The organism is Streptomyces sp. NPDC002623, from assembly GCF_053592635.1.
The window spans coordinates 60,418-72,722 of record NZ_JBSFWB010000023.1; the positions used below are offsets into that span (position 1 = coordinate 60,418).

The window sequence follows — 12,305 nt, forward strand, 5'->3', positions numbered from 1 at the left end:
CTCACACGGGCTCACACGGGGACGCCCACCGCGGTGAGGGCCTGGCGCTGGCGCGCGGTCGGACGCGCCGGGAAGTAGAGGTAGCAGACGCCTCCGGTGCCGGAGACGACGTTGCCGCTCGCGTTGTGGCGCCTGGTCCTGAGCCAGATGTTCTCGAACTCCCGCCGCCGGTACACGCGCCGTACCGCCAAGTCGTCGGCCGAGAACGGATCGTTGGCGATCACATCGCCCGCGGCCGTGAAGCCGATCACGGCCATCAGATGCCCGGCGGTGCCGTAGCCCGCTCCGGTGAGCTCCTCCTTGAGGAAGGACTGGGACGTCATGGCCGGGATCCCGGCGGCGATCAGCGTCTCGAGGTCGGTGAGCGAGCCGAGCCGGGTGACCACGCCCTGCAGGCCGGCGAAGGTGGCCGCGTAGGCGGCGTTGAACGGCCAGTTGCCGCAGCCGCCGTACTGGTGGTCGTAGGTGAAGCGGGCCGCGTGGCACACCTGCGGGTCGGCGTAGGCGGGGTCGACCCACGCCAGCTGCTGGGCGCTGAGCCGGCCGCCCCAGTACTCGACGATCATCTGCGAGGAGGTCGGGCTGCACCAGGCCTCGCCGCCGCTGTCGTACTCGGGGTACTGGCCCTGGTGGATCTCCTGCGAATAGCGCGGGACGTCCAGCTCGTGCGCGAGGCCGGGCACGGAGGCCGGCACGGTGAAGCGGTCCGGTACATCGGAGCCCATCGCGCCCAGCCGCCACACGGTCGGGGTGAGCCGGGTGCCGGGCCGGCGGTACAGGGTGAGCCGCAGGCGGTACGAGACGACGCGCAGGCCTGTCGAGGCGTCGTCGATCGAGAGCGTGTCGGTCCAGACGGTGCTTCTGCCGTCCTTCTGGCCGTCGACAGAGGTCCGTTTGACGTCCTGGTCGCCGGAGGCCCAGCGGCCCATCACGTACCAGGGGGTGTCCGTGCCGTCGGAGTAGGAGCCCTTCAGCTCGACCTGGAGCCAGGTCCCGGCCGGGGTGCTCGCGTTCCAGGAGGCGATCACCTCCGTCGAGGGGACGGCGAGCGTGTGGAGCGGGGAGGTCCAGGTCGCGTGTTCCCAGGCGGCGGTGGTCCTGGTGTGCGGGTCGGTGTAGTCGACGACGCCGAGCGGGGTGGCGACGGCGACGCCCGGACGGTCGCCCGCGACGGCACGGGCGCCCCGGGCGGTGCCGGCGCTCCAGTCGGCGTAGGTGGTCCAGGCGTGGTGGTCGACGGAACGGGCCGGGGCCGTTTCCGCGTCCCCGGCGCCTGCGGAGCTCCCCGTGTCCACCGCGTCGGCGGCCGTCGCGGACGGTGTCGAGCCCCCTGCCAGTGCGGCGGCGACCACGGTGGCGAGGACCGATCTACGGGACGGCTGTTCGACTCTGCTCATGGGCGGGGACCCCCAAGGTGTCTGCACGGCTGTGCGCCCACTATGGACTCGCTCACCGGCACTTTTGCCGGTGCCACGCCCGCGAAGGCAGCGGGCCTGAGCCAGTCGTGTGGGCCGGCGGCCGTAGACTTTCGCGCCGTACCGACGCCTTCCCGCTCCCCCGCCCCCTCCAGGGCCCGCCCGCTCCCCGCTCCCCCGCTCCCCCACCCCAGGACCCGTCATCGACCAGCTCGCCGCCCGGCTCCGCCGCCTGCCCCCGTCCTGCGGGCCGGTGCGGCTGATCGCCGTCGACGGACACGCCGGCTCGGGGAAGTCGACCTTCGCCCGGCGGCTGGCCGAGGCGCTGGGCGGTGCGCCGGTGCTGCGCCTCGACGACATCGCCAGCCACGACGAGCTCTTCGCCTGGACCGACCGCCTGCTCGCCCAGGTGATCGAGCCCTTCGGCCGCGGCGAGAGCGCGCGCTACGCCTCCTACGACTGGCGCGCCCGCCGCTTCGGCCCGGCCGGGGCACTGCCCGCCGCGCCCGTCGTCCTGGTCGAGGGGGTCGGCGCGGGCCGCCGCGCCCTGCGGCCGTTCCTGGCGTGTCTGCTGTGGATGGATGTGCCGGCCGAGGAGGCCTGGGCGCGTGGACGGTCGCGGGACGGGGAGGAGCAGCGGGAGTTCTGGGACGGGTGGGTTCCGGCCGAAGTCGGCCACTTCGCCGAGGATCCCTCGCGACCGTATGCGGATCTGCTGGTGCGGCAGTTGCAGCAGGGGTACGAGGTGCTGCCGGGGCCCGTGGGAGGCATTGGTCCGCACCAGGATGTCACCCACCGTGAGGGGCCACCCGCGATGTGGTGAACCTGTGAAGGCTCCCACATTCGAAGTTCGCCAAGTGCTCCAACTCCGCTTGACCGGTGGCCCGTACAGGACTTACGTTCTGAATGTGCGGCATTCGAAGCCGCCCTCAGACGCGAAGCCCCCGGTTGTTCCCCCGTGATCGGGGGCTTCGTTCTGCCCTCAGCCCGTTCGCCGCCCCTTTTCCGGACGCGACGCGGCATGTTTCGCTCACCCTGGGTCACCGCCCGGTATGCGCCCCGTCCTGCTCCCACCTCGCCAAACGGCCTGTGCGGCACCCTACGGCGGGCCGTGCCGACGCAGGTACGATGCCCTCGGTGCGACCTGGACAGGGCTTACGCGCACCTGGCAACTCCGGTCCGCGGCACAGCGGTTCGACCAAGGCAGCCGGCGAGAGACGGCCCGGCTGTCTACCGACGGGGGCACGGTTCGTGGGGGACGTGATGGACTTCGGAACGCAGGGTCTGGAGGCCCCGGCCGACCTCGCCTGGCTACGCGGCGTGGACGCCTACACCATGGGCGCGTATCCGCAGGCGGAGGAGGAGTTCCGCACCGCGGTGCGGATCGACCCGGGGATGGCCGACGGCTGGCTCGGGCTGCACGCGCTGCGCGTCGACACGACGACCGCGCTGCTGCGGATGTTCCGGCACCGCGAGCGCTTCGGCGAGCAGCGGACCCGGCACCGCCGCACCCTCAACTCCTGGTACTGGCTGGGCTGGTGGGTCCAGCCGGTGCTGGAGAGTCCGCGCGATCTGCTCCTCGCGCACGCCTCGCACTGGCTGGACGGCCGTCATGTGCCCGAGCTGGACCGGGCGCTCGCCGGGCTCCCGCCCGTCGACACCGACCACCAGGTCCGCTTCCTGCACGCCTGCCGCGCCTACCTGGTCAAGGACTGGGAACAGCTGGTCCGGCACACCGACCCGCTGCTCGACGATCCGCTGCTGGGCATCGAGGCCGGGCTGTTCGGCGGGATGGCCCGGGTGCGGCTGGAGATGTACGGACAGGCCGAGCCGCTGCTCTCGGCGGCCCTGATGCGCTGCCGCAGCGAACAGCCGCAGCGCAAGGAGCTGCGGTACTGGCTGGCCCGGGCGCACGAGGGCACCGGCCGTTCGGCGGCCGCGCTCCCGCTGTACCGGGCGGTGCACCGCGTCGACGCCGCCTTCATGGACACCACGGCCCGGCTCGCCGCGATCGCCGAGGGCGACGGGTACGACGACACGGCCGACTTCGCGGCGATCACGCTCACCGGGGTCGGGCAGGACATGGTGGACGGGCCGGACGGCTTCGACCCGCTGTTCGGCACGGAAGGCCGGGACCTGCGGCTCACCGAGCCGGCCGACCTGCCTCCGGTCGTCCCGCTGCCGTCGGTGACCGACCCCGCGGTGCGCGAGAAGAACCTCGTCGCCTCCCCGCTGCCGGCCGGGCCCACCGACCCCGTGTTACTCGAGGAGGCGCTCGCCGAACTGGAACGCATGGTGGGCCTGGAGCCGGTGAAACGCCAGGTCAAGGCCCTGTCGGCACAGCTCAACATGGCCCGGCTGCGGACCGGGCAGGGCCTTCCGGTCCAGCCGCCGAAGCGGCACTTCGTCTTCTCCGGGCCCTCCGGCACCGGCAAGACCACGGTAGCCCGCATCCTCGGCCGCGTCTTCTACGCCCTCGGGCTGCTGGGCGGCGACCATCTCGTGGAGGCCCAGCGGGCCGACCTGGTGGGCGAGTACCTCGGCCAGACGGCCGTGAAGGCCAACGAGCTGATCGACTCCGCGCTGGGCGGGGTGCTCTTCGTGGACGAGGCGTACTCGCTCTCCAACTCCGGCTACGGCAAGGGCGACGCGTACGGCGACGAGGCGTTGCAGGTGCTGCTGAAGCGGGCCGAGGACAACCGGGACCACCTGGTGGTGATCCTGGCCGGCTACCCGGAGGGCATGGACCGGCTGCTGGCCGCGAACCCCGGGCTGTCCTCCCGCTTCACGACCCGCGTCGACTTCCCCTCCTACCGCCCTCTCGAGCTCACCTCCATCGGCGAGGTGCTGGCCGCGGAGAACGGTGACGTGTGGGACGAGGAGGCCCTGGACGAGCTGCGCTCGATCGCCGGGCACGTGGTCGACCAGGGGTGGATCGACGAGCTGGGCAACGGACGGTTCCTTCGGACCCTGTACGAGAAGAGCTGCGCCTACCGGGATCTGCGTCTGTCGACCTACCCGGGCGCACTGACCCGGGACGACTTGTCGACACTGCGGCTTCCGGATCTGATGCAGGCGTACGGCGAGGTCCTCTCGGGGAGGGGCCCACAGGATCCCTCCCCGACGTGACGGCCCGCGGAGCGTCAGCTCGCCAGCGCCTCCTCCGGATCGTCGCTCGCCCTCGGCTCGGTCAGTCGGACCTCCCGAATCTCCCGGTGGGCGGGGTCGGTGACCTCGCCGACCAGCAGCTCCAGCACGTCCTCCAGCGTGACCAGGCCGAGGACCTTGCCGGACGCGTCGGCGACCTGCGCCAGATGGGTCGCCGCCCGGCGCATGACCGTCAGGGCGTCGTCCAGCGGCAGGTCGGAGCGGAGTGTCGTCATCGGACGCCACACCTGCTGCGGCACCGCCCGCTCGGAGTCCTCCACGTCGAGGACGTCCTTCACATGCAGGTAGCCCATGTAGGCGCCGTTCTCCGCGGCGACCGGGAAGCGCGAGTAGCCGGTGCGGGCGGTCAGCTCGACGATCTGGCCCGGGGTGACCGCCGGGCCGACCGTGACCAGGGACTCACGCTTCAACAGCACGTCCGTCACCGGACGGGAGCCCAGCTCCAGCGCGTCCTCCAGCCGCTCCTGCTCCTCGGGGGCGAGCAGACCGGCCTGGCCGGAGTCCTCCAGCAGCCGGTTCAGCTGCTCGCTCGTGACGACGGCCTCCACCTCGTCCCGGGGCTCCACGTGGAAGAGCCGCAGGATGCCCTGGGCGCAGGCGCCGAGGGCCACGGTGATCGGCCGGCACAGCCGGGCGAAGGCGACCAGACCGGGGCCGAGCCACAGCGCGGCCTTCTCGGGGGCCGCCATGGCGAGGTTCTTCGGGACCATCTCGCCGATGACGAGGTGGAAGAAGACCACGGCCGCGAGGGCTATGACATAGCCCAGCGGATGGATCATCCCGTGCGGGAGGTGGATCCACTCGAACAGCGGCTCCAGCAGCTGGGCGACCGTCGGTTCGGCGACCGCGCCCAGGGTGAGGGAGCAGACGGTGATGCCGAACTGGGCCGCCGCCATCATCTGGGGCAGGCGCTCCAGGCCGTGCAGGACCTGGCGGGCCCGCGCGGTGCCCAATGGCTCGATCTGGCTGCGCCGGACGGAGACGAGCGCGAACTCGGCGCCGACGAAGAAGCCGTTGGTGAGCACGAGCAGTGCGGCGAAGACGAGTTGGAGGGCGCTCATCGGGAGACCTCCACGACCTGGCCGGTCCGCACCAGCCGGACCCGTTCGGCCCGGTAGTGGCCGACCCTGCGCACCGAGAGCCGCCAGCCGGGCAGCTCGGCCCGGTCGCCGACGGCCGGGATGCGCCCGAGCAGGTCGGCGACGAGCCCGGCCACCGTCTCGTACGGTCCCTCGGGGACCTCCAGGCCTATGCGCTGGAGGGTGTCGACGCGGCAGCTGCCGTCCACGTCCCAGGCGGGCCTGCCCTCCTCGGGCGGGGCCGCGGCGAGTTCGGGGGTGTCCTGGCCGTCGTGCTCGTCGCGGACCTCGCCGACGATCTCCTCGACGATGTCCTCCAGGGTGACCACGCCGGCCGTGCCGCCGTACTCGTCGACGACGACGGCGATGGGCTGCTCGCTGCGCAGCCGGGCCAGCAGGGGCTGGACGGGCAGGGTCTCGGGGACCAGCAGCGCCGGGCGGGCGATCCGGCCGAGCGGGGTGCGCAGCCGGTCGTGGACGGGGATCGCCAGGGCGTCCTTGAGGTGGACCATGCCGACGATCTCGTCGATCTTCTCGCGGTAGACCGGGAACCGGGACAGGCCGGTGGCCCTGGTCAGGTTGACCACGTCCTCGGCGGTGGCCGACGACTGCAGGGCGCTGACCTTCACCCGCGGGGTCATGACGTGCTGCGCGGTCAGCTCGGCCAGCGACAGGGTCCGCACGAACAGGTCGGCCGTGTCCTGTTCGAGGGCGCCGGCCTGGGCCGAGTGACGGGCCAGGGACACCAGTTCGCCCGGGGTCCGGGCGGAGGCCAGCTCCTCGGTGGGCTCGACGCCCAGCGCGCGCACCAGACGGTTGGCGACGGTGTTGAGAGCCGAGATCACCGGCCGGAACAGGCGTGAGAAGGCGGCCTGCGGGCCCGCGACGAACCGCGCGACCTGCAGGGGCTTGGACACCGCCCAGTTCTTGGGCACGAGCTCGCCGATCACCATCTGCACGGCGGACGCCAGCAGCATGCCGACGACCACGGCGACACCGGAGACGGCGCCCTCGGGGATGCCGATCGCGGTGAACGGGCCGTGCAGCAGCTCCGCGAGCGCCGGTTCGGCCAGCATGCCGACGACGAGGGAGGTGATGGTGATGCCGAGCTGGGTGCCGGAGAGCTGGAAGGACAGTTCCTTCAGCGACTCGACGACCGTACGGGCTCGTTTGTCGCCCTCGGCGGCGGCCTTCTCGGCCTCCGGGCGCTCGACCGTGACGAGGCCGAACTCGGCGGCGACGAAGAAGCCGTTGGCGAGGATGAGCAGGAACGCGGCTGCCAGGAGCAGCAAGGGGGTGGTCATGTTGCCGCCGCCTCCGAGCTATGTCGGATGGGGGCGGCGCAGGTACTACAGGACGAACCGTCCATCGCCGGAGAGGGTCACTCCTCGGGTAGCAGGAACCCCCGTGCGCCCGGCAGGGCACAACAGGGGCGGAGGCGCAAGGGGAACGCCTCCGTCACCAGATTAATCAAGACAGGGGCTTCTGCGGCAGGGTGGACGGCCCCGAGTCAGCCCTGATCTTGCTCGGAGTCCTTCTCGGGGTCCCGGATCGACCTGGCTTCGGCGAGCGCGCGCAGGGCCCGCGCGTCGGCGATGGCCTGCTGCTTGTCGATGCCCGGCTGAATGCCGAGCGCCGGCAGGCTGGTGCCGTCGCTGAGGTCGAGGAACACCCAGGGATCGCCCGGCCGGAGGTTCACCCGGAGGATTTCCGCCCAGGCCAGGCGTCGTTTGGAGGCGATGTTCACGACCGTGACACCGGAGTCGTCGGCGGCGACCCGCACCCGGGCGAGCTGGGCCAGCACCCAGAAGACGAGGGCGCCGGTGAGGATGAAGCTGAGCCGCTCCCCCGGGCCGAGCTGCTCCAGCAGCATCGCCACGGCGGAGATGACGAGCAGGATCGCGACTCCGGCCGTGAGCAGCACCACACGGGTGCGGCCCGGCCGGAACGTGACGGGGAGGGTGGGCAGGTCGCCACCCGGGGTATCGGGCATCTTCGCGTAGGTCTCTCGGGGCCTCAGAGGCGGCAGGCGTGGATGGCCGTGGTCAGGATGGCGCGGGCGCCGATGTCGTACAGGTCGTCCATGATCCGCTGGGCCTCCTTGGCGGGGACCATGGCACGGACGGCGACCCAGCCCTCGTTGTGCAGCGGGGAGACGGTCGGCGACTCCAGGCCCGGGGTCAGCGCGACGGCCTTCTCGAGCTGCTCGACCCGGCAGTCGTAGTCCATCATCACGTACGTCCGGGCGACCAGGACGCCCTGCAGGCGGCGCAGGAACTGCTGGACCTTGGGCTCCTCGACGTCCGCGCCGGTGCGGCGGATCACGACGGCCTCGGACTTCATGATCGGGTCGCCGAAGACCTCGAGACCCGCGTTGCGCAGCGAGGTGCCGGTCTCGACGACGTCCGCGATGACCTCGGCGACGCCCAGCTCGATGGCGGTCTCGACGGCGCCGTCCAGGTGGACGACAGCGGCATCGATGCCGTTGTCGGCGAGGTGCTTGGCGACGATCCCCTCGTACGAGGTGGCGACCGTCTTGCCCTTGAGGTCCTCGACGCCGGCCGCCGCGCCCGGCTTGGAGGCGAAGCGGAAGGTGGAGCGGGCGAAGCCGAGCGGCAGGATCTCCTCGGCGTTGGCGCCGGAGTCGATCAGCAGATCGCGGCCGGTGACGCCGATGTCGAGGCGGCCGGAGGAGACGTAGATCGCGATGTCGCGGGGGCGGAGGTAGAAGAACTCGACCTCGTTGACCGGGTCGACGATCCGCAGTTCCTTGGACTCCCGGCGCTGCTGGTAGCCGGCCTCATGCAGCATCTCCGCCGCAGGGCCTGACAGGGAACCCTTGTTGGGGACGGCGATGCGCAGCATGAGGTCGGCTTCCTTCGCTTGAAAGGGGGTTTGTCTGAAAGCGGTTTTACAGGTGGGCGTACACGTCGTCCAGCGAGATTCCGCGGGCGACCATCATCACCTGGACGTGGTAGAGCAGCTGCGAGATCTCCTCGGCGGCTGCCTCCTTGCCCTCGTACTCGGCCGCCATCCAGACCTCGGCGGCCTCTTCGACGACCTTCTTGCCGATGGCATGGACGCCCTTCCCGACGAGCTCAGCGGTGCGGGAAGTGGCGGGGTCGCCGGTGGCGGCCTTCTGCTGGAGCTCGACGAAGAGCTCCTCGAACGTCTTCTTGGACATGGTGATCCCACCCTAGCCGTTGTGTCGGCCGGCCTAGCGCCAGGGTTCAGATACTGAGCGGAGGGTGGCCGCGGTCGCCACGGCCGCCGTCACCGCCTCGTGTCCCTTGTCCTCGTTCGAGCCCTCGATGCCGGCCCGGTCCAGGGCCTGCTCCTCGGTGTCGCAGGTGAGGACGCCCATGCCGATAGGGACGCCGGTCTCCACGGAGACCTGGGTGAGGCCCTGGGTGACGCCCTGGCACACGTACTCGAAGTGCGGGGTGCCGCCGCGGATGACGACTCCGAGGGCGACGATCGCGTCGTAGCCGCGCCCCGCCAGCACCTTGGCGACGACCGGGAGCTCCCAGCTGCCGGGGACCCGCAGGAGGGTCGGCTCGTCGATGCCGAGGTCGTGCAGGGCGCGCAGCGCGCCGTCGACCAGACCATCCATCACCTTCTCGTGCCACTGTGCCGCGATGACGGCGACCCGCAGGTCACCCACATTGCGTACGGACAGTTCCGGTGCACCCTTGCCGCTCACGTCTCTCCTCAGTGCTGTTCTTACTGGTTGCCGCAGGGGGACACGGGAGCCGTGTCCAGCCAGGGCAGGTCGTGTCCCATCCGGTCCCGCTTGGTGCGCAGGTAGCGGATGTTGTGCTCGCCGGCCTGTACGGGCATCGGCTCGCGTGCGGTGATCTCGAGACCGTGCCGGACGAGGGCGTCGGTCTTCTCGGGGTTGTTCGTCATCAGCCGGACGCTGTGCACGCCGAGATCCTCGAGGATCTGCGCGCCCGCCCCGTAGTCGCGGGCGTCGGCAGGCAGGCCCAGTTCCAGGTTGGCGTCCAGGGTGTCGTGGCCCTGTTCCTGGAGCTCGTACGCCCGCAGCTTGGACAGCAGGCCGATGCCGCGGCCCTCGTGTCCGCGCAGGTAGACCACCACGCCCCGGCCCTCGCTCTGGATGCGCTCCAGGGACGCGTCGAGCTGGGGGCCGCAGTCGCAGCGCAGGGAGGCGAAGACATCGCCGGTGAGGCACTCGGAGTGGACGCGGACCAGGACGTCCTTGCCGTCGCCGATCTCGCCGTGGACCAGGGCGACATGCTCGACGCCGTCGACGGTGGAGCGGTAGCCGTACGCGGTGAACGTGCCGTGGACGGTGGGCAGTCGGGTCTCGGCCTCGCGCCGCACGGTGGGCTCGGCGCTGCGGCGGTAGGCGATCAGGTCCTCGATGGAGATGATCGTCAGGCCGTGCTTGCGGGCGAAGGGGATCAGTTCGGGCAGCCGGAGCATCCGGCCGTCCTCGCCGGCGATCTCGACGATCGCGCCGGCCGGGCGCAGCCCCGCGAGCCGGGCGAGGTCGACGGCGGCCTCGGTGTGGCCGTTGCGGGTCAGGACGCCGCCGGGCTTGGCGCGCAGCGGGAAGATGTGCCCGGGCCGGACGAAGTCCGTGGCCTGCGCCTGGCCGCCGGCCAGCAGCCGGAGCGTGGTGGCGCGGTCGGCGGCCGAGATGCCGGTGGTGACGCCATGGGCACTGGAGGCGTCGACGGAGACCGTGAACGCCGTCTGCATCGACTCGGTGTTGTCCGCGACCATCTGCGGGAGCTCCAGGCGCTCCAGCTCTTCGCTCTCCATGGGGGCGCAGATCAGACCGCGGCACTCGCTCATCATGAAGGCGATGATCTCGGGGGTGGCCTTCTCGGCGGCGACCACGAGATCGCCCTCGTTCTCGCGGTCCTCGTCGTCGACGACCACGATGGGGCGGCCGGCGGCGATGTCGGCGATGGCCTGCTCGACGGGGTCCAGCGCGAAGTCCTCGATGCCGTCCGTGCTGTAGAGGATCGGTGCGGTGCTCATGCCGGCGCTCCTTCCAGAGCGGGGTGCGAAGCCTTGCGGGAGCGCAGCCACCAGTCGCGCATGCCCCACAGGACGAGCGCGCCGTAGATGACGTAGACGAAGCCGGAGAAGGCGTAGCCGTTGGCGAAGTTGAGGGGGACGCCGACGACGTCGACGAGGAGCCAGGCGATCCAGAACTCGACCATTCCGCGAGCCTGGGCGTACATGGCGACGACGGTGCCGACGAAGATGTAGGCGTCCGGCCAGGGGTCCCAGGACAGGGTCGGATAGGCCTTGAAGAGCAGGGCGACGGCGACCGTGCCGACGGCGGCGGCGCCGACCATGCTCCCGCGTTCGGGCCAGCTGGCGAACCGGGGCGTGATCTGGCCGTCCGCGGACCGCCCCTTGCTCCGGTTCCACTGCCACCAGCCGTACAGGGCGACGACCATGACGACGACCTGCTTGCCGGCGCTGCCGGTCAGATGGCCGTAGAAGGCGCCGAACAGGACGAGCCCGGAGAGGAACTGCACCGGCCAGGTCCACAGGGAGCGGCGCCAGCCGAGGGCGAGGGTGATCAGGCCGAGGAGGTTGCCGATCATGTCCGACCAGAGGATGTGCTGGTCGAGAAGGGTGAACGCCTCGGAGTTCAGCGAGTTCACTGCCCTGCCCCCTGAGTGGTGGCCAGCAGCCGCTCGACGTACTTGGCGACGATGTCCACCTCGAGGTTGACCGGGTCGCCGGGCTGCTTGAGGCCGAGCGTGGTCAGGGCGAGGGTGGTGGGGATGAGGCTGACCGTGAAGTGGTCGAGACCCGCGTCGACGACGGTGAGGCTGATGCCGTCGACGGTGATGGAGCCCTTCTCCACGACGTACCGGGTGAGGTCGGCGGGGAGGGAGATCTTGATGATCTCCCAGTTCTCGGAGGGCTTGCGCTCCAACACCGCGCCGGTGCCGTCGACATGGCCCTGCACGATGTGCCCGCCGAGGCGGTCGCCGACGGCGGTGGGGCGTTCGAGGTTGACGCGGGAGCCGACGCCGAGGGCGCCGAGGCTGGAGCGGTTCAGGGTCTCCGCCATGACGTCGGCGGTGAATTCATCGCCCTCGTGCTCGACGACGGTGAGACACACGCCGTTCACGGCGATGGAGTCGCCGTGCTTCGCACCGTCGGTCACGACGGGGCCGCGCAGCCGGAAGCGGGAGGCATCGCCGAGGTTCTCGACGGCGGTGACTTCACCCAGCTCTTCGACGATTCCGGTGAACACTTCCCGGGTCCTCCTGCCACATAGGGGCACGGACTCCGGGGCCTGTCGAGGACGACAGAATGTACGAGCGACGACACCGGGAGCGACGCCGGACAGACCCGCCCCTACGGACGAGCACATACGGCGGCGCGCACGAATGCCCGCCCGCCGCGCACTGCCTCCCATCCGGACTTTAACCGTCGGTCCAGGAATTTCACCTGGTCAACCGGTCGCTGGAAGCGACCGGGTCGCGGACTATAACCGCCGGTTCGGACTTTCACCGACCCCGGAGTGCGCTGCTTTAGGTACAGGGCCAGTGTGCCACGCCCGATAGGGGTCCATACAGGTGAACCGTGTGGGTTGCCTCACAGAGCGTCAACCCGGGCCCGGTCCGCACCTATTGACGTGTTG

At 71.0% G+C, this 12,305-nt stretch carries 12 protein-coding genes and 1 riboswitch; of the genes, 2 read left to right on the forward strand and 10 right to left on the reverse strand.

The window, feature by feature from the left end; genetic code table 11:
- Positions 1–11: 11 nt before the first annotated feature.
- Positions 12–1,397: a peptidase C39 family protein gene (locus ACWD4O_RS33685; RefSeq protein WP_451285746.1), complete on the reverse strand. Its 1,386-nt coding sequence runs from the start codon at positions 1,395–1,397 to the stop codon at positions 12–14.
- A gap of 220 nt (positions 1,398–1,617) precedes the next feature.
- On the opposite strand from ACWD4O_RS33685, the gene ACWD4O_RS33690 reads away from it, so the two are divergent.
- Both ACWD4O_RS33690 and ACWD4O_RS33695 read left to right on the forward strand, forming a co-directional pair.
- The gene (locus ACWD4O_RS33690) at positions 1,618–2,238 is read left to right on the forward strand and encodes a uridine kinase family protein (RefSeq protein WP_451285872.1); all 621 of its coding nucleotides are present in this window, start codon (positions 1,618–1,620) and stop codon (positions 2,236–2,238) included.
- Positions 2,239–2,678: 440 nt separating this feature from the next.
- Complete coding sequence (locus ACWD4O_RS33695) at positions 2,679–4,544, forward strand: AAA family ATPase (protein WP_358807493.1); 1,866 nt, start codon at positions 2,679–2,681, stop codon at positions 4,542–4,544.
- 14 nt (positions 4,545–4,558) lie between these two features.
- Here ACWD4O_RS33695 and ACWD4O_RS33700 read toward each other — a convergent pair whose 3' ends face one another.
- The 9 genes from ACWD4O_RS33700 to ACWD4O_RS33740 form a co-directional block, all read right to left on the reverse strand.
- Positions 4,559–5,644, reverse strand: a complete 1,086-nt coding sequence (locus tag ACWD4O_RS33700) for a hemolysin family protein (RefSeq protein WP_451285748.1) — start codon at positions 5,642–5,644, stop codon at positions 4,559–4,561.
- Complete coding sequence (locus ACWD4O_RS33705) at positions 5,641–6,966, reverse strand: hemolysin family protein (protein ID WP_358807491.1); 1,326 nt, start codon at positions 6,964–6,966, stop codon at positions 5,641–5,643. Before ACWD4O_RS33705 ends, ACWD4O_RS33700 begins: the two co-directional genes overlap by 4 nt.
- A gap of 206 nt (positions 6,967–7,172) precedes the next feature.
- Positions 7,173–7,655 carry a PH domain-containing protein gene (locus ACWD4O_RS33710; RefSeq protein ID WP_451285750.1) on the reverse strand — a complete coding sequence of 161 codons (483 nt, stop codon included), beginning with the start codon at positions 7,653–7,655 and terminating at the stop codon, positions 7,173–7,175.
- Positions 7,656–7,678: 23 nt separating this feature from the next.
- Entirely contained in the window at positions 7,679–8,527 is an 849-nt protein-coding gene (gene hisG / locus ACWD4O_RS33715; RefSeq protein WP_451285752.1) for an ATP phosphoribosyltransferase, read from the reverse strand.
- Between the two features lie 46 nt (positions 8,528–8,573).
- The gene (locus ACWD4O_RS33720; protein WP_450948731.1) at positions 8,574–8,846 is read right to left on the reverse strand and encodes a phosphoribosyl-ATP diphosphatase; all 273 of its coding nucleotides are present in this window, start codon (positions 8,844–8,846) and stop codon (positions 8,574–8,576) included.
- 33 nt (positions 8,847–8,879) lie between these two features.
- Positions 8,880–9,365, reverse strand: a complete 486-nt coding sequence (gene ribH, locus ACWD4O_RS33725) for a 6,7-dimethyl-8-ribityllumazine synthase (protein ID WP_171144229.1) — start codon at positions 9,363–9,365, stop codon at positions 8,880–8,882.
- 20 nt (positions 9,366–9,385) lie between these two features.
- Positions 9,386–10,675, reverse strand: coding sequence for a bifunctional 3,4-dihydroxy-2-butanone-4-phosphate synthase/GTP cyclohydrolase II (locus ACWD4O_RS33730; RefSeq protein WP_451285754.1), 1,290 nt, complete (start codon positions 10,673–10,675; stop codon positions 9,386–9,388).
- A complete protein-coding gene (locus ACWD4O_RS33735) occupies positions 10,672–11,313 on the reverse strand; it encodes a nicotinamide mononucleotide transporter family protein (protein WP_451285756.1) in 642 nt (213 codons plus the stop codon). Before ACWD4O_RS33735 ends, ACWD4O_RS33730 begins: the two co-directional genes overlap by 4 nt.
- Positions 11,310–11,915, reverse strand: a complete 606-nt coding sequence (locus tag ACWD4O_RS33740) for a riboflavin synthase (protein ID WP_451285758.1) — start codon at positions 11,913–11,915, stop codon at positions 11,310–11,312. Before ACWD4O_RS33740 ends, ACWD4O_RS33735 begins: the two co-directional genes overlap by 4 nt.
- Before the next feature lie 147 nt (positions 11,916–12,062).
- A riboswitch (FMN riboswitch) is annotated at positions 12,063–12,193 on the reverse strand.
- Positions 12,194–12,305 lie beyond the last annotated feature (112 nt).